The 17,261-nt window shown below is 73.1% G+C and carries 15 protein-coding genes, 1 other RNA gene and 1 pseudogene; 4 read left to right on the top strand and 13 right to left on the bottom strand.

What is annotated here, in order from left to right:
• The 4 genes and pseudogenes from RIN80_RS04375 to RIN80_RS04360 all read right to left on the bottom strand — a co-directional run.
• A pseudogene (locus tag RIN80_RS04375) lies at positions 1-357 on the bottom strand (hypothetical protein); the annotation flags it as partial.
• A gap of 165 nt (positions 358-522) precedes the next feature.
• A complete protein-coding gene (locus RIN80_RS04370; protein WP_309094135.1) occupies positions 523-1,488 on the bottom strand; it encodes a LysR family transcriptional regulator in 966 nt (321 codons plus the stop codon).
• A 34-nt stretch (positions 1,489-1,522) separates the two neighbouring features.
• Complete coding sequence (locus RIN80_RS04365; protein ID WP_309094134.1) at positions 1,523-2,326, bottom strand: hypothetical protein; 804 nt, start codon at positions 2,324-2,326, stop codon at positions 1,523-1,525.
• Between the two features lie 11 nt (positions 2,327-2,337).
• Positions 2,338-2,583 (bottom strand): hypothetical protein, encoded by a 246-nt coding sequence (locus RIN80_RS04360; protein ID WP_309094133.1) that lies wholly within the window; start codon positions 2,581-2,583, stop codon positions 2,338-2,340.
• Positions 2,584-2,851: 268 nt separating this feature from the next.
• On the opposite strand from RIN80_RS04360, the gene RIN80_RS04355 reads away from it, so the two are divergent.
• Both RIN80_RS04355 and RIN80_RS04350 read left to right on the top strand, forming a co-directional pair.
• Positions 2,852-4,057 (top strand): MFS transporter, encoded by a 1,206-nt coding sequence (locus tag RIN80_RS04355; protein ID WP_309094132.1) that lies wholly within the window; start codon positions 2,852-2,854, stop codon positions 4,055-4,057.
• A 125-nt stretch (positions 4,058-4,182) separates the two neighbouring features.
• Complete coding sequence (locus tag RIN80_RS04350; protein WP_309094131.1) at positions 4,183-5,148, top strand: LacI family DNA-binding transcriptional regulator; 966 nt, start codon at positions 4,183-4,185, stop codon at positions 5,146-5,148.
• 61 nt (positions 5,149-5,209) lie between these two features.
• Here the strand turns inward: RIN80_RS04350 and ssrA are convergent.
• From ssrA to ftsE, 5 genes are all read right to left on the bottom strand, one after another.
• Positions 5,210-5,598, bottom strand: a transfer-messenger RNA (tmRNA) gene (gene ssrA, locus RIN80_RS04345).
• 98 nt (positions 5,599-5,696) lie between these two features.
• On the bottom strand, positions 5,697-6,179 hold the full coding sequence (gene smpB, locus RIN80_RS04340; RefSeq protein WP_309094130.1) for an SsrA-binding protein SmpB: 483 nt from the start codon (positions 6,177-6,179) through the stop codon (positions 5,697-5,699).
• Positions 6,180-6,225: 46 nt separating this feature from the next.
• Complete coding sequence (locus RIN80_RS04335) at positions 6,226-7,392, bottom strand: S41 family peptidase (protein ID WP_309094129.1); 1,167 nt, start codon at positions 7,390-7,392, stop codon at positions 6,226-6,228.
• Positions 7,393-7,460: 68 nt separating this feature from the next.
• A complete protein-coding gene (gene ftsX / locus RIN80_RS04330) occupies positions 7,461-8,378 on the bottom strand; it encodes a permease-like cell division protein FtsX (protein WP_309094128.1) in 918 nt (305 codons plus the stop codon).
• A gap of 41 nt (positions 8,379-8,419) precedes the next feature.
• Positions 8,420-9,109: a cell division ATP-binding protein FtsE gene (gene ftsE / locus RIN80_RS04325; protein ID WP_003990615.1), complete on the bottom strand. Its 690-nt coding sequence runs from the start codon at positions 9,107-9,109 to the stop codon at positions 8,420-8,422.
• Positions 9,110-9,345: 236 nt separating this feature from the next.
• Here ftsE and RIN80_RS04320 point away from each other — a divergent pair, with 236 nt between their 5' ends.
• Positions 9,346-9,537: a hypothetical protein gene (locus RIN80_RS04320; protein WP_309094127.1), complete on the top strand. Its 192-nt coding sequence runs from the start codon at positions 9,346-9,348 to the stop codon at positions 9,535-9,537.
• 108 nt (positions 9,538-9,645) lie between these two features.
• On the opposite strand, the gene RIN80_RS04315 is transcribed toward RIN80_RS04320, so the two are convergent.
• The 4 genes from RIN80_RS04315 to RIN80_RS04300 all read right to left on the bottom strand — a co-directional run bounded on the left by RIN80_RS04315 (position 9,646) and on the right by RIN80_RS04300 (position 15,387).
• Complete coding sequence (locus tag RIN80_RS04315) at positions 9,646-10,254, bottom strand: hypothetical protein (protein ID WP_309094126.1); 609 nt, start codon at positions 10,252-10,254, stop codon at positions 9,646-9,648.
• Positions 10,255-10,544: 290 nt separating this feature from the next.
• Entirely contained in the window at positions 10,545-11,651 is a 1,107-nt protein-coding gene (prfB, locus tag RIN80_RS04310; RefSeq protein WP_309094125.1) for a peptide chain release factor 2, read from the bottom strand.
• 668 nt (positions 11,652-12,319) lie between these two features.
• Positions 12,320-13,567 carry a serine/threonine-protein kinase gene (locus RIN80_RS04305; RefSeq protein WP_309094124.1) on the bottom strand — a complete coding sequence of 416 codons (1,248 nt, stop codon included), beginning with the start codon at positions 13,565-13,567 and terminating at the stop codon, positions 12,320-12,322.
• A 122-nt stretch (positions 13,568-13,689) separates the two neighbouring features.
• Positions 13,690-15,387, bottom strand: a complete 1,698-nt coding sequence (locus RIN80_RS04300; protein WP_309094123.1) for a serine/threonine-protein kinase — start codon at positions 15,385-15,387, stop codon at positions 13,690-13,692.
• Positions 15,388-15,749: 362 nt separating this feature from the next.
• Between RIN80_RS04300 and RIN80_RS04295 the strand changes: the two genes are divergently transcribed.
• Positions 15,750-17,261, top strand: a 1,512-nt coding sequence (locus RIN80_RS04295; RefSeq protein ID WP_309094158.1) for an FHA domain-containing protein, incomplete at its 3' end; no start/stop codon positions are given.

Genomic DNA, 17,261 nt, shown 5'->3' with positions numbered 1-17,261 from the left:
GGCGGACTCGGAAGCGGTACCGGCGGAACCGGCTTCGGATTCGTCCGGGTCGGCCTCCGCCGGCTCCTGCCAGGGATCACGGACCGCCGGCCGGGCCCCCTGGAGCGTCGAGGACACCTGGGCCGTCCGGGACGCCTGAGACGAGGAGAGCGAGTCGGCCTCGCCCTCGCTCTGCCGGGGAATGCCGCGCAGTATCTCCGTCCCGGCGGGCAGGCGTGTGCCGGTCACCCGGACGTCGCCCTCGGAGAAGACCTGCGTGGCTCTGCCGTCCCGGGCTCTGCCGTCCGCGGTGAGTTCACCGGTCGCGGTAGCGGCCTCGGGCCATTCGGGTTGGGCGTCTTCTCGCCACTTTGTCACGCGCACGCACTTCCCCCCACGGGATGGTTCAGGTGCGCTTCCGACCTGAGCACCCGTCGTCGGACCGGGCCCCCACCCGTCCGAGCGCCCCCTCTTACCACACCGTGCTCAGGCGTCGAATGTAGCGCACGCGCAGGTTTCGTGTGAGCGCCGTATCGAATCGTGTCAATCGTGAGACGTCATGAGGACATGATCGGCGGCCGGAATCCATCCCCCCGGAGGCCGTCGCAACCACCCTTCCTCCGCGGCCAGCCGGGCCGCCGCCGCGCGCAGCGCGTCGAACGCGGGGTGGGTCAGGCCCCTGCGCCACACCAGCGACACGGGCGACAGCGGCACGGGATCGACCAGCGGCCGCAGCACGGTCGACGGCAGGGGCGGGAACCCCACGACGGCCAGGATCGGGTGGCGCGTCCTGGCCATGATCCGCTGGAACTCCTCCTCCCCGACGGCCAGCGGCGCGGGCGGCGCGAGCTCGATCCCCCGCCCCTCGACGAGCAGCCGGGCGAGGCCCGTCCACTCCGGTGTGCGCGGATTGCCGGCGCCGGCGTAGACGGTCTCGCCGGCCAGCTCGGCGAGCGGTACCCGATCCGCGCCGGCGAGCCGGTGGTCCTCGGGCAGGACCACCGCCATCGGCTCGTAGCGCACCGGCTGGTGGTCGAGCCCGCTGCGCAGTGCCGGGTCCAGTCCGGCGAACCGTCCGAACGACGCGTCGAGCCGGCCCGCGAGCAGCTCTCCGGCGGCCCAGGTCAGGCCGCTCTCGTAGCGGGCCATCAGCTCGTGCCCGGGGGCGAGTTCGCGCGCCCGGTGCAGCACGCGGCGCGGTGTGACCAGGCCCGGGGAGTTGAGGTCCACGAGCAGGGGCCGGGCCTGGTCGAAGGCGGCGAGCAGGTCGTCCTGCGCCCGCAGCACGCGCCGGGCGTACGGCAGCAGCCGCTCCCCGTCGGGCGTGAGCGTCACCTGCCGGGTGGTCCGCACGAACAGCTCGGCGCCCAGTTCCCGCTCCAGCCGCCGCACGTCCCGGCTGAGCGCCTGCTGCGCCAGGTGGAGCCGGAGCGCGGCTCGGGTGAAGTGCAGCTCCTCGGCGACGGTGACGAAGGCGCGCAGCAGACGCGGGTCGAGGTGGGCGGGCATGCCGTGAACCTACAGCGGGCGGCGGCCCGGGGGTTCAGGTGCCGGTGGACTTGCCCCGGGCCTCGGCCTCGCCCTTCGGCGCGTCCGCGCCGGCGGGCGACGGGACCTGGCCCACCCGGTGCCGGGGCGCCGACCGTACGGGCGGACGCGTCAGGGTGATCTGCCGGACGACCTGCTGGAAGCAGGCCAGTGCCGCGACTCCGGGCAGGGCCGCCGCCGCGGTGCCGAGCACGGTCCTGGGCGCCTGGGCGACACAGAGCAGCACGGCGACACAGGAGAAGACCAGCACGACGCACCAGGAGTGCGCGGCACGACGCTGGTGCAGCGCGGCCCGCAGGACGGACAGCGACGCCACCAGCCACGGCCCGTACACCAGCAGGGGCCACCAGGTGCGCAGGCCCCGTCCGGCGGGGGACGCGCCGACCAGGCGCAGCGGGTCGTAGGCGACCATGCCGCTGAGCAGGCTCACGGCGGTGGCGATCACGGCCGCCAGGGCGGCGACCAGGAAGCTGGTGGTGCGCAGCAGGCGCGGGGCCGTTCGGGTCCGGACCTTGCGGTGGCGCCGGGGGACGTCACGGACGGGCGGGAGTTCCTCGGTGATGTCCTGCAGCCGTCTCATCCGCTCGCCGCCGGGTGCGGGAACCGGCTCCGCCGCCGCGGCCGGTGGCTCGTCGCGGGGAGTGGGGATCCGCGTCGCCTCGTGCTGGAGGGCTTCCTGGAGGATGAACGCCAGTTCCTCGGCCGGGTCCCAGGTGGGGTCCGGCGGAGTCAGCGGGGTGACGAAGTCCCGGGTCGGGGCCCGGTGTCGTCCGCTGCCTTCGATTCCGTTGTCGTACATGACGCGGCCCGCTATTCCGCGAGCGCGAAAGCGGGCCACTCCGTCGCACTGATCCACCGTCGGGCGAGATCCTTTTCCAGGTCGCTCATGGCATCGATGAAATCGCGCAGCACCGGTTCGGTCACCTGCAACGTGACCGGGCAACCGCCCCTGGTGAGCGTGCCGTTGACGGTGGCGGACGAGTGCGCCGGTGCCGGAATGTAGGTGTACGGGCCGAGCGTTACCGCCCAGCCGTCTTTCCTGGTCGCCTCGGTCATGTACCGACTAACCGTCGGTCCACTTCGGCGGATGCGCGGCAAACGAGTGAAGGATTTTCCCGAATGAGCATCTTTTCCACGCGCGATGAGGACCATTAGGAATCTCCATATCGCTGTATGAAGAACAAGGAGCGAATATTTTCCGCCACGGTCTTTCCGGCCCGCCGGGGAGGCCCGCGGACCGGGCGCCGGATCCACAACCCGGGTGCGTGAGTCCGCGCGGAACAGGTGTTGGACGGCCTGATCACCGCCGGGCGACGGTGGGCGCATGCCGCGTCTCGCCCCCTACCGCCGCCTGTTCCGCCTGCCCGGCACCCGTGCCTTCACCGCCGGGAACCTGATCGCCCGACTGCCGATGGGCATGTTCAGCGTCAGCGCGGTCGTCATGATCGCCGGGACGCGGGGCTCGTACGCCCTCGCCGGTGCCGTCACGGCGACGGGGCTCGCGGCGACCGCGGTGGTCGCGCCGTGGACCGCGCGGCTCGTGGACCGCCACGGCCAGGCCCGGGTGGCCCTGCCCGCCACGGCGATCGCCGTCCTCGGCTCCCTCGCCCTGCTCCTCTGCGTCCGCCACGACGCCCCGGACTGGACCCTGTTCGCCTCCTACGCCGCCACCGCCACCACCCCCAACACCGGCGGCATGTCCCGGGCCCGCTGGGCGCATCTGCTGGCCGGCGACACGAAGGGCCTGCACACCGCCCACTCCTTCGAGCAGGCCGCGGACGAACTGTGCTTCATGCTGGGCCCGGTGCTCGCGACCTTCCTGTGCGGCGCGCTGTTCCCGCAGGCGGGCACGCTCGTCGGCGCGGTGCTGCTGCTGACCGGCATGCTGCTGTTCACGAGCCGGCGCGCGACGGAACCGCCGGTCCGGCGGCACATACCCGGCAAGGCCCCGCTGCGCGCCCCCGGCATGCCCCCGCTGCTCGCGGTCTGCCTGGCGACGGGTGGGATCTTCGGCGCGACCGAGGTCGTCACGCTCGCCTTCGCGGACGCCGCGGGACACCGGACGGCGGCCGGTGCCGTGCTGGCCCTGCAGGCGGCGGGCTCCTGCGCGGCGGGCCTGCTCTACGGCGCCGTGCGACCGGCCGGGCCGGCCGCGAGGCGGCTCGCGTGGTGCGTGGCGGCGATGGCCGCGCTGCTGGTCCTGCCCCTGCTCGCCGCCCGCACCGGGTCGCTCCCACTCCTGGCGGCGGCCCTGCTGGTGGCCGGGACGGCCACGGCCCCGACGATGGTCACGACCATGACGCTGGTCCAGCGGCGCACCCCCGAGGGCCGGCTCAACGAGGGCATGACCCTCGCGGTGACCGGCCTGCTCGGCGGCATCGCCGGCGGCAGCGCCCTCGGCGGCTGGACCGTGGAGCACGTGTCCGCGACGGCGGGGTACGGGGTTCCGGTAGCGGCCGGCGCCCTGGCGCTCGCGCTTGCCCTGACCGGCGTGTCGAATCGCTTCACCGATCACCGCACACCCCATTGACGCTCCCTCGCACCCCGCATACGTTCGACCGTCGAAGCGCTTCGACGTCGGGCACCGGGACAGTGAGGGACCCCCATGAAGTTCACCGACGGCCGCGGGCCGCTGTGTGCGCCGGAGCAGGCCTGATGGCCAGGATCACGGACGTGGCGCGCCGGGCCGGGGTCTCCCCGAGCACCGTGAGTTACGCGCTGAGCGGCAAACGCCCCATCTCGGCGCAGACCCGGCGGCGTGTCGAGGAGGCCGCCCGGGAGCTGGGCTACCGCCCGCAGCCGGGCCTGCCGGCGCACGGCGCGCCGAACGTCCTTGCCGTGGCGGCCCCGCTGCGCCGGGGCGTCCACCTCCCGGCGATGATGCGCCTGACGCAGTCGGTGGTGACGGCCGCCCGCGAGTACGACCACGACGTGCTGCTCCTCACCCACGAGGAGGGCCTGAACCGCCCCGGGGGGCCGGCCCCGGCGCACGCGGTACTGGTCGTGGACGTCGGCCTGCACGACCCGCGCCTGCCCGTGCTGCGCTCCCTGCACCGCCCGGCCGCACTGATCGGCCTGCCCGCCGAGCCGCCCGGTCTGCCCTGCGTCGACCTGGACTACCGCGAGGCGGGCGAGGCGTGCGTGCACCACCTGGCCCGCCTCGGCCACCGGGCCGTGGCCCTGGCCGGCCCGCCGCCGGAGGTCTACTTGCGCCAGACCGCCTCGGCCCGCCGCCTGGTCGAGGGGTTCACGGCCGCCGCCGACCGGCACCGGCTGGTGTCGTCGGTGCACCCGGCCGAGCAGTCCGGGGCCGAGGCCCTCGCGGACCGGCTGCTGCGCGCCCACCCCGCCCCGACGGCCGTGGTCGTCCAGAACGACGCTCTCCTGGTCCCCCTGCTCACCGCCTTCCGGCGACGCGGCCGGCGCATACCGCAGGACCTGTCGGTCCTGGCCGTCGGCACCGACGTCCCCGAGACGGTCTCGGCCGTCACCGTGCCGTCGGCGCGGCTGGGCGCCCTCGGGGTGGAGCTGCTGCTGCGCGAGCGCAGCGGCCCGCCCGTACCGGGGACGACGCTGCTGCCGCCGCGGCTGACGGAGCGCGGCAGTACGGGCCACGCATGACGGCGGGGCATGACGAAGGCCCCGCCGCTCGGAAGCGACGGGGCCTTCGCCCACATGGGATGAGTGGAGATGGCGGGAATCGAACCCGCGTCCAACGGTGCAGAACCAGGGCTTCTCCGTGTGCAGTTCGCTGCGCTTTTCTCGGCCCCGGCGATCACGCGAACAAGTCGCCGACGGGCCCAGTCACTGTTTGATTTCCCATCGAGCCCCGTGACCGGGCTCGATGGTTTAGTTCCCTAGCTTATGCCAGGATCCGGGTCGGGAACACTCCCGGGCTGACACCCATTTAGGGTCCTTCAGTCACTGCTTATCAGGCAGCGAGGGCGAAGGACTGGGAATCGCGCTTGGTGTTGGCGATTATTTTTTGCGACATATGGTTTACGAGATCATTGCCGCTTCCTCGACACGCTTCCCCTGCTTCGACAGCCGCTGTCGAAACCGATCATCCCCATGTTGTGTTGACAATCCCCTCCGGAGAGGGCGCGTACCCACTGTGGGGTGCAGGCACCATCGTACGTGACCAACGCAGGTCCGTGCCAGCGTATTCCCTACGCCCCGCGCTGCCTGCGCTTCACCGCCGCGATCGCGCGGTCGGTCTCCCGGCGGTCCTGCTTCTCCCGCAGCGCCTGCCGCTTGTCGTACTCCTTCTTGCCCTTGGCCAGCGCGATCTCGACCTTGGCCCGGCCGTCCTTGAAGTACAGCGCGAGCGGCACGATGGTGTGGCCCGTCTCGCCCGACTTGGACTGGAGCTTGTCGATCTCGGCGCGGTGCAGCAGCAGCTTCCGCTTCCGGCGGGCGCTGTGGTTGGTCCACGTGCCCTGGGTGTACTCCGGCACGTGCACGTTGTACAGCCACGCCTCGTTCCCGTCGAGCTGCACGAAGCCGTCGACCAGCGACGCCCGCCCCTGGCGCAGGGACTTCACCTCGGTCCCGGTGAGGACCAGCCCGGCCTCGTAGGTGTCGATGACGAGGTAGTCGTGCCGCGCCTTCTTGTTCTGCGCGATCAGCTTGCGCCCTTTTTCCTTAGCCATAGTGCCGCCCATTTTCGCACTACGCAGGGGGGTCGCGGGAAGTCGATTACGAGGGGGGCGCCAGGCCGCGCAGTACGCTCTCGGCCCGCTGCAGGGCCCCCTCGTCGGCCTCCAGGTCGGGCGTGATGCCCCGGCCGTCGACCCCGCGGCCCGAGGGGGTGCGGTAGTGCCCCACGGTCAGCTCCGCTACGGAGCCGTCGGGCAGCCGGCTCGGCATCTGGACCGAGCCCTTGCCGAAGGTGCGGGAGCCCACGACCAGCGCGCGTCCGCGGTCCTGCAGGGCGCCGGTGAGCAGCTCGGCCGCGCTCATCGTCCCGCCGTCGACGAGCACGACCAGGGGTCTGGTGGTGTCGCCGCCGGGTTCGGCGTGCAGGGCGCGCTGGGCGCCGTCGACGTCGTAGGTGGCGACCAGGCCGCCGTCGAGGAAGGCGGAGGCGGCGGTGACGGCCTCGCCGACCAGTCCGCCGGAGTTGCCGCGCAGGTCCAGGACGATGCCGCCGGGCGGGGCCTGCCGGACGGCCGCGCGGACCTGCGCGCCGGAGTCCTTGGTGAAGGTGGCGACCTTGATGACGGTGACGGGTCCCGCGGTTTCCCGGACGGTGACCGCGTCGGTGGAGAGCTGGGCCCGGCGCAGCGTCTTCGTCCACGCGCGCGTGCCGCGCTCCAGGCCGAGGCGGACGGTGGTGCCGGCGGGGGCGTCGGTGGCGTCCCCGCGCAGTAAGGAGACCACCTCGGTGACCGGCAGTCCGTCGGTCTCGCGGCCGTCGACGCTGCGCAGCAGATCGCCGGGGCGGATCCCGGCGGTGGCGGCGGGCGAGCCGGCGCGCACCTTCGTCACCTCGATGCGGCCGTCGCGTTCGCTGCGGGCCCACAGGCCCACGCCGGTGTACTGACCGTCGAGGGCCTCCTCGAACTCCTCGTACTCGCCCTCGGAGTAGACGGCGCCCCAGCGGTCGCCGCTGCGGCTGACGGCGCGCTGCGCGGCCTCCACGGGGGACTTGCCGTCGGCCATGGCTTCCTCGGCCGCCCTGGCGACCTCCGCGTGGTGCCCGGCCGGGCGGGCCGAACGGGCCTCGTCCGGGGCCGACTTCCGGTCGGCCTGCGGCAGCACGCCGGTGGCGGCACCGGCGGCGAGCACGCTCGCGAAGACCAATGTCAGGGCGGCCCCGCGGCGGATGCGACGGGGCTGACAGAACGGGTCACGACCTGACATGCCGGTGAGTCTAGGACAAGGGGAAGGGCCGTACGGTCCGTTGACCGCACGGCCCCTCTTGGCATGCGTCACACCTTCAAGTACTTGCGCAGCGCGAAGAACGCGGCCAGCGCGGGCATCAGCAGACTCGTGGCGAGGATGAGCGGCAGCTTGGTGAGCACGGCGTCCCAGCCGATGAAGTTGATCAGTGTGAGCTGATCGGCCAGGGCCAGTCCGTGGTCGATGATGAAGTACCGCGCGACGAGCAGGAAGGCGCACGCGAGGGTGCCGCCGATGAGTCCGGCGACCGCGGCCTCCATGATGAACGGCGCCTGGATGTAGAAGCCCGAGGCTCCGACCAGGCGCATGATGCCGGTCTCGCGCCGCCGGCTGAACGCCGAGACGCGCACGGTGTTGACGATCAGCATCAGCGCGACGACCAGCATCAGCGCCATCACCGCGCGCGCGGCCCAGTTCATGCCCTCCAGCAGCTTGAAGAGGTTGTCCAGGGTCTCCTTCTGGTCCTGCACGGACTGCACGCCGTCCCGCCCGTTGAAGGCGGTGGCGACCACCTGGTACTTCTCCGGGTCCTTCAACTTGATGCGGTACGACTCCTGCATCTGGTCCGGCGTGAGGGAGGCGGCCAGCGGGGAGTCGCCGAACTGCTCCTTGTAGTGCTTGTACGCCTGGTCCTGCGACTCGTACGTGACCGTCTGGACGACGTCCATCTTGTCGAGGTCGCTCTTGATCTGCTTCTTCTGGTCCTCGGTCACCGCGCCCTTGGCGCAGTTGGGGTCGGACTCGGCGTCGGACTTGTTGCAGAGGAAGATCGAGACGTTGACCTTGTCGTACCAGTAGCCCTTCATGGTGTTGACCTGGTCGCTCATCAGGAGCGACCCGCCGAACAGGGCCAGCGACAGGGCGACGGAGACGATGACGGCGAAGGTCATCGTCAGGTTGCGGCGGAGACCGACGCCGATCTCCGACAGGACGAACTGGGCGCGCATGGCGGCTGGTTATGCCTTTCCGTGGATCTCGGGAAGCGGTCTCAGTGCTGGTAGCCGTAGACGCCGCGGGCCTGGTCGCGGACGAGGCGGCCCTTCTCCAGCTCGATGACGCGCTTGCGCATCTGGTCCACGATGTTCTGGTCGTGCGTGGCCATCACCACGGTCGTGCCCGTCCGGTTGATGCGGTCGAGCAGCTTCATGATGCCGACCGAGGTCTGCGGGTCGAGGTTGCCGGTGGGCTCGTCGGCGATGAGCAGCTTCGGGCGGTTGACGAACGCACGCGCGATGGCGACGCGCTGCTGCTCACCACCGGACAGCTCGCCGGGCATCCGGTCCTCCTTGCCGCCGAGCCCGACGAGGTCGAGCACCTGCGGCACGGACTTGCGGATCTCGCCGCGCGACTTGCCGATGACCTCCTGCGCGAAGGCGACGTTCTCGCCGACCGTCTTGTTCGGCAGCAGCCGGAAGTCCTGGAAGACCGTCCCCAGCTGGCGCCGCATCTGCGGCACCTTCCAGTTGGAGAGGCGGGCGAGGTCCTTGCCCAGGACGTGCACCTGGCCGTGGCTGCACCGCTCCTCGCGGAGGATCAGCCGCAGGAAGGTGGACTTTCCGGAGCCGGAGGACCCCACGAGGAAGACGAACTCGCCCTTCTCGACCTCCAGGGAGACATCCCTGAGGGCGGGGCGGGTCTGCTTGGGGTAGACCTTGGAGACATTGTCGAATCGGATCACGGATGCACCACGGGTCGCCGGGGGTAGATGAGCGTGACCTTACGCGACCGGGGCACGGCACCGCAGTCACCGGTCGCGGTTGCGCATCGGATGTGCCGTTTTGTACGTCCTCCCGGCGGGGCGGGGAACCGGGCGAGCGGCGCGCACCCTCCGGAGGAACCTGGCAGAGTGGAGGGGGAACATTCCCACCCCCACGAACGTTGGACACGTGGAACCGTCGCAAGGAGGGCAAGCGCATGACGTACGACCGGCTGGTGTGCGCGAACTGTGCGGCCCCCGTGAGCGAGGGCCGCTGCCCCGTGTGCCGCGCGAACCGCGAGCGCCTGCAGCAGGACAACTTCCTCGCGGGCCTGAGCCCGATGGCGCTGATCGCCCTGCTGACGGTGCTGATCGCGGCCGTGGCACTGCTGGCGCACCAGACCGCGTGACGGCGTAGCTCTCCGAGCGAGCCCTCTGTCGGCGCGCATGGCGAAGGGCCCGGAGCACGCTCCGGGCCCTTCGCGCTGTGCGCACGGTCCGTGCGGTCGCGGCTACCGTCAGGCGGCAGCGCCGCCCCGGCCGCCCATCAGGCGCGGCAGGACGCGGAAGCCGACACCGCCGGCGATCATCGTGGCGGCGCCGAGCACCAGGAAGGTGGTCTGCGCGGCACCCGTCTCGGCGAGCTCGGGGCCGCCGGCCTGGGCCTGCGGGGCCGGGGTGTTGTCCGAGCCGGTGTCGGTGAGGGCCGAGGAGCCCTGCTCCTGGGTGGAGGCGCCGCCGTCGGGGTCGGCGTTGTTGCCGCCGCCGTTGCCGCCGCCGTTGGCGTTGCCGTTCCCGCCACCGTTGCCGTTCCCGTTGCCCGGGCTGCTCGGCTCGTCCGTCGGGTCCTCGGTCGGCTCGGTGGGCTCGTCCGTGGGCTCGGCCGGGGGCTCCTCGGTCGACGGCGGGTCGGTCGGGAGGTTCGTGGGGATGCCGGTCGGCTCCTCCGTCGGCGTGGGCGTGGGCGTCGGCGTCGGGACCGGCGACTCCTCGGCGCACAGGATGCCGAGCAGGCAGTCCTCGGCCTCGGCGGCGGATGCGGCACCGGCGGCGGTCAGCGAGGCACCGGCGGCGATCACGGCGCCGGCCGCTATCCGCGCGACACGGATCCGCGTCTTCTTCGTCATGTGGTTGCTACCCCCAGTAGCTCATCGTCATTAGGCAGCGTTCGGGGCTGTGCTCGACGGGGACAGCTGCGGTGAAAGGCCCCCCGGTTCACATGCGCCCCAGAGACACGCATGCCGCGCTTCACCCTTCCCACTTTTCACAGACACGTCAAGGCCGTTTGCGGACGCCATGTCCAACTAAGGGGGCTATGCCGGGAGTCTGAGCCTGTGAGTGTGATGTAAAACCCAGACATGAGGGCACAGAAAAGGCAACTGCCGCCTCGGGAGCGGCAGTTGCCTTGTCGACAAACTTACTTCTCCTGCTGCTTGCGCCAGCGAATTCCGGCTTCGAGGAAACCGTCGATCTCGCCGTTGAACACGGCCTCGGGGTTGCCGACCTCGAACTCGGTGCGCAGGTCCTTCACCATCTGGTACGGGTGCAGGACGTAGGAACGCATCTGGTTGCCCCAGGAGTTGCCGCCGTCGCCCTTGAGGGCGTCCATCTTGGCCTGCTCCTCCTGCCGGCGCCGCTCCAGCAGCTTGGCCTGGAGGACGTTCATCGCCGTGGCCTTGTTCTGGATCTGCGAGCGCTCGTTCTGGCAGGAGACGACGATGCCGGTGGGGAGGTGGGTGATGCGCACCGCGGAGTCCGTGGTGTTCACTCCCTGGCCGCCGGGGCCCGAGGAGCGGTACACGTCGATCCGCAGCTCGCTCTCGTCGATGTCGACGTGGTCGGACTGCTCGACCACGGGCAGGACCTCGACACCCGCGAAGGACGTCTGCCGCCGGCCCTGGTTGTCGAAGGGCGAGATGCGCACGAGCCGGTGCGTGCCCTGCTCGACGGAGAGGGTGCCGTAGGCGTAGGGCGCCTGGACGGCGAAGGTGGTCGACTTGATGCCGGCCTCTTCCGCGTACGAGGTCTCGATCAGCTCGGTCTTGTAGCCGCGCTGCTCGGCCCAGCGCAGGTACATCCGCTGGAGCTTCTCGGCGAAGTCGGCGGCGTCGACGCCACCGGCCTCGGCACGGATGTTGACCAGGGCCTCGCGGGAGTCGTACTCGCCGGACAGGAGCGTACGGACCTCCATCTCGTCCAGCGCCTTCTTCACGGCCACGAGCTCGGACTCGGCCTCGGCACGGGTGTCCGGGTCGTCCTCCTCCTCGGCCATCTCGAAGAGGACGCTCAGGTCGTCGATGCGACCGCGCAGGGTCTCGGCCTTGCGCACCTCCGCCTGGAGGTGGGACAGCTTGCTGGTGATCTTCTGCGCCTCATCGGGGTTGTCCCACAGGGACGGCGCGGCCGCCTGCTCCTCGAGCACGGCGATGTCTGCCCTCATCTTCTCGAGGTCCAGAACGGCCTCGATCGACTCCATGGTCGAGGAGAGGGACTTGAGCTCTTCGGATACGTCGACGACTGCCACGCCCTCCAGCGTAACGGCTCCGCCCGCCGGCCATGCCCGGACGCCCACCGCGGGGGCCCAGGCCACGGGGCCCCGGGGGTGGGCACGACCGCCTCGGGCGGCACCCCGGTGGCACGCGGTCCGGCCGTGGACGCCCGCGGCCGGAACCCGCGACGGTTCCCGTCCGGCCGCGCGGACCTCGCCGGTCTGACCGCCTGACCGGTCCGACCGCCTGACCAACCTGACCGACCTGACCGGCCTGACCGGCCTGACCGGCGGAAGCCGGGCGGCTGAGCCGCCTGTGCGTCGGCAGGCGCGACTCGTCCGACGACGCCTGGCCCCGGGCGGACCGCTCCGGCTCGCTGCGGCGACCTCGCGGACCTCGCCCGGCCCTGCCGACGGGTGTCGGGCGACGCGGGCCAGGCCGCCGGATCGACCGGTACGAAGGGGCCGACGGCGCCGGGAGCGACCGGGAGCCAGGCGTAAACGGCACCGGAGCCTGCCGGAGAGCCGGGCGAGGTCACACGGACCGGCCAGGGACCCGGGTGCTTCTCCCCGGCCGGCCGAGCGCCGTGGTGCCCGCCGCCCGGCCGGTCCGGTTGGCAGAGCCGCTGCCCGGCACCCGTCGGCGGGGGCGGGCGCGGTCCGCCGGGATGCCGCAGCGAGCCCGGGTGCGTCGGAGATCGCGGTCAGGGCGTCTGGGGGGCCGAGTTCTTCGTGTCCTGGGGCGGGGGGTCCGTGTCGTCGCCCGAGGAGGACAGCCAGGCGCCCACGCCGACCGCCGCCGCCAGGACCACCGCGCCCGCGCCCAGGGCCACCCTGCGGCGGCGGGCCACGGCGCGGTTGCGGGCCGAGCCCGGGCGGGGGGCGCCGGGGGCGCGGGGGGCGCGGGCCGTGCCGTGGGCGCCGCCGGCCAGCTCGTCGGGGGCCGGGACGCGCATGGAGGTGTGGGTGTCCCGGTTGGAGTCGGCCGGCTTCGCGCCCGGCACCAGGGGGACGGCGCCCCGCCGCCGGACCTGCCGGCCGGCCGGGGCCGGTCCGGCGGGCTGTTCCTCGCGGCCGGTCTCCTCGCTCTGCTCGGTGTCCGGCTCGTCCACCTCCAGCGGCGGCATGCCCGCCAGCATCGGCAGCAGCTCCCGCAGCCGCGCCCCGAGCTCGGAGGCGCGCAGCCGGGAGGCCGGGGCCTTGGCCAGGCACTGCACGAGCAGCTGCCACAGCTCGTCGGGGATGCCGGGCAGCGGGACGACCGTCTCCGTGACGTGCCGGCGCAGGACAGCGCCCGGGTGGCCGCCGCCGAACGGGGTGAAGCCCGCGAGCAGCTCGTACAGGACGGTGGCGAGCGCGTAGATGTCGACGGACGCGCGCGGGGGCAGGCCCTCGACGATCTCCGGGGCGAGGTAGTCCGGCGTGCCGATGATCTTCGTGGCCTTGGTGCGGCGCGGGGTGTCGATGAGCTTCGCGACGCCGAAGTCGGTGAGCAGCGCCCGGTGGGAGCCGCCGGGGCCGAGCGGGCCCTGCATGTCCAAAAGGACGTTCTCCGGCTTGACGTCCCGGTGCACGACCCCGGCGGCGTGGGCGGCCGCGAGTCCGTCGGCGATGTCGGCGGCGATCGCGACGGCCGCCTCGGGGGCGAGACGGCGGTCCCGGTCCAGGCGGGTGCGCAGGTCCGTGCCGCGGACGAGGTCCATGACGAGGGCCAGGTCGTTGCCGTCGACGACCAGGTCGCGCACGGACACCACGTGCGGGTGCTCCAGACCGAGCAGGGCCGTGCGCTCCTGCACGAAGCGCCCGACGAGTTCCTGGTCGGACGCGAGGTCCTCACGCAGCAGCTTGATGGCGACGGGGCCTTCCGGTCCCTCACCCAGCCACACCGTGCCGGCGCTGCCCCGCCCGAGGATCTGGTGGGCGGTGTACCGGCTGCCGATCTTCCGTGCCAAGGCTGCTCCTACCGACGCGTGTTGTCGCTAAAACTACGCGTCCGAGGAGCCAACCTTCACCGCGGAGGCCGAAATCACCCGCCAGGTATCGACAAATCACCAATCCCGCAGGGCGGTTCGGGTCAGTTCGTGCCCGAACTGCTCCCGCCGAGCTTCTCGAGCCAGCCGGTCACCGTGGAGAACCAGTCGGTGAGCTGGTCCCAGTAGCCCTTGGTGGTGCCGATCCAGTCCTGGAGCGGGCTCAGCTCCCAGATCAGCCAGCCGGCGACGAACAGGATGACGATCGTGAACAGGCAGCCCTTGAGGCAGCCCAGGCCGGGGATGCGCATCCGGTTGGCGCTGCGCTGCCGCGGCTGCCGGGGCTCGCGCTGGGGTCGCTGCGGCTGCTGCGGCTGGGCCGGGGGCGCCGGCGGGGCGTAGCGCTGCGGCGGCTGGGGCCGCTGGGGCTGCGGGGCGTACTGCTGCGGCTGCTGTTGCTGCGGGTGGCCGTAGCCGGGGCCGGGCGGGGGCGCCTGGCGGCGCGGGGGCTGCTGCTGCGGCCGGGCGACCTGGCGCTGCGGGCGGCGACGCAGCGGGTCCTCGTTCGGGTCGAGGTACTGGACCTGCGTCTGCTCGTTGCGGTCGCGGGCCGCGCGCAGCTGGTTCTGCCAGGGGTGCGGGTCCTCGGGGCCACCCTGCTGGTTCGGCTGCCCGGTCCCGCCGGGCGCGCCCGGCGGGACCGGCGGCATGACGGCCGTCGGGTCGGCCGCGCCCCGGTGGGGCAGGACGGCGGTGGGGTCGGCGGCGCCGGCCGGGCCGCCGGTGTGCGGCAGGACGCTGGTCGCGGCGTTCGGGTCGTAGGCGCCCGCGCCGTGCGGCAGGACCTGCGTGGGGTCGGCCGCGCCGGGCGTGTCCGGCACCGGAGCGGGGGCCGGGTCGGGCGCCAGGAGCGCGCCCACGCCCTCGGCGGCGGCGATCTGCGCGGAGTTCGCGTGCACGCCGATGCCCTCGGCGACGACGCGCAGGCCGCGGGCGAGGTTGACGGCGCTGGGCCGCTCGTCCGGGTTCTTGCGCAGGCAGCGCTCGATGACCGTCCACAGCGGGTCGGGGACCGTGGAGGGGCGGCGCGGCTCGGCGCTCAGGTGCTGGTGCAGGACTTCGAGGGCGGAGCCGCCGGAGAACGGCGGGCGGCCGGTGACCAGCTCGTACAGCAGGATGCCGGCGCCGTAGATGTCCACGGCGGAGGTCTGCGGGCGGCCCTCGGCGGACTCGGGAGCGACGTACGCGGGCGTGCCGACGAACTCCTGGGTGCGGGTCAGGCCCGGGGAGTCGGCGAGGCGGGCGATGCCGAAGTCGGTCAGCAGCGGGTGCATCCGCCCGTCGTACTGCTTCAGCAGCACGTTGGCCGGCTTCAGGTCGCGGTGGACGACGCCGTCGGCGTGGCTGGCGGCGAGCGCGTCGGCGATCTGGGCGGTGAGCAGCGCCGCCGCGACGGGCGTGAAGGGCCCGTTCTCGCGCAGGTAGCGGTGCAGGTCGGGGCCGTCGACGAGGTCCATGACCAGCGCCAGCAGCTCGCCCTCGACGACCAGGTCGCGGACCCGGACGATGTTCGGGTGGGTCAGCCGGAGCAGGACGGAGCGCTCCCGGAGGAACCGCATGACGATGTCCGGGTCGCCGGCCAGCTCCTCCTTGAGGACCTTGATCGCGACGGTCTCGCCGGGCTGTCCCGGCACGGCCGCCTCGGCGCCCGCCGTCTCGCGCTGGCGGGCTCGCCAGACGGTGCCCGTGGCGCCGCGTCCGAGCGGCTCCTCGAGCAGGTACTTGCTGCCTACCGGCCGCACGTCATGCGCTCCCTGGTGCTTGCCTTGCCTGCTGGCCTGTCCGACCCACTGTAGTGCCGGGTCGCCGAGGACCGGAGTGTCGTCTGTCTGTGCGTCTTACGTATCCGCGCTCACACGCGTTCGAACGAAAGACGCTCACCTCGGTCTTGTGGTTGCCGGGAACGAACGTGACCGATCTCAAGACGACGCCCGCGGGTCATTTCTCAGGCACTTTTGCGGGCAGAGCCGACCAATCAAGATCACCTTTTCCCGAGCGAGGGGCGCGGTGTCAGTGGCAGGTGCGAGGATGCCTGCAGTACTGGCCGACGTGCCGGGGCGGGGCGGGGGGCTCCGTGCCCGGGCAGAAGGGACCGCTGACGGCGATGCAGATCCGGCTGACCGTCGTAGATCCGCTGGGCGCATCGGCTCCGGGGCGGGACCGCGCCCCACGCAGCGACGTCCTGGTCACGGCACCGGCCGGTACGGCGCTCGCGGCGGTGGCCTCGGCGCTCGCCCAGATGGTCTCCGGCGGCGACGGTTCGGGCACGCCGGTGCTGTACGCCGGGGAGCAGCGGCTCGACGCGCAGCGCTGCACGCTCGGCGAGCCCCCGCTGACCGACGGTGCCGTGCTGTCCGTCGGCGCGCCCGGGGAGCCTGAGCCGCATCCCGAGTGGGACGACGCCCCGGCCCAGCTCCAGGTGGTCGCGGGCCCCGACGCCGGCGGTGTCCATCTGCTGCACGGCGGTGAGATCCGCGTCGGCCGCTCCGCCGACGCCGACGTGCCCCTCGACGACCCGGACGTCTCCCGGCTGCACTGCGCGGTGACGGTGGCCGCGGACGGCCGCGTCTCCGTCGCCGACCTGGACTCCACCAACGGCACGACGCTGGACGGGGCGCGGGTGGGCGGCCGGGCGGTCCCTCTGGCGCCCGGGGCGCTGCTGCGGATCGGCGAGTCGGCACTGCGGCTGGCTCCCGCCGGGGGGCCGGGGGGCCGGGTGCAGACGACGCCGGACGGGGAGGGGCACGTGCGCGTGCCCGGGCCCGCCGGGGACGACGTGACCTCCCCCGCGCCGGGGACGGCTTCGCGCGCGGCAGGGCCTTCCGGCTCCACACACCACGCCTACGGCGCGGCGGCCTGGGGCACGCCGGAGGCCTCCGGGCAGGGTTCCGGTGAGGCCGTGGTGCCCGGGCAGGGCGACGCGCCGCGGATCGAGAGCGGGAACCGGACGACCGGGGACGGAGCGCGGCCGGGGGGCTCCGGGCTTCTCCCCCCGGAAGGCAGCCTCCGGGCGCGCCGGCAGCGGGGTGCGGCGCCGTCGGTGGGCGGTGAGACGGACACGCATGCGGGGCGTTCCGGGATCGGGACGTTCGGCGAAACGGCCTCGGACGGCACCGACGCGCAGGCCGGGGCGGCGTACGGGGCAGGGCGTGGCCCGGCTGGGGCCGCGGACAGGGCCGGGCGCCCGGGCGCCGGGGCGGCGTACGGGGTTGTGGGGCCGGGCTTGGGACCTGCCGGTGATTCCGGGCGTCCTGGCTCGGCATCTGCCCACGAGACCGGGCGTCCGGGTACCGGGGCAGCACGCGAGACCGGGTATCCCGGTGCGGCGCCGGCGCGAGAGACGGGGCGTTCCGGTGCCGGACCTGCCGATGGCGCGGGGCGGCCTCGTACCGCGGCCGTGGATGACACCGGGCGGCCTCGGGCCGGAGCCGCGGACGGTTCCGGCCACGGCGTGGCCCACCCCGACGCGACCGCCGCCGGGCGCGACTCGCGCGGGTCCGCCGTTCCCGCCGCCCCGACCGGCGCCGCTGTCCCCGCCGACGAGCGCGTCGGGCGGGGGCGCAAGGGCACGCCCCTCCGCGGCACCGACGTGCCGCCCGGCACGCGCCGGCGGGGC

The organism is Streptomyces sp., assembly GCF_031181705.1.
Taxonomy (GTDB): domain Bacteria; phylum Actinomycetota; class Actinomycetes; order Streptomycetales; family Streptomycetaceae; genus Streptomyces.
The sequence above is the reverse complement of the archived record's forward strand: the minus strand, read 5'-3'. Positions and strand labels throughout refer to the sequence as shown.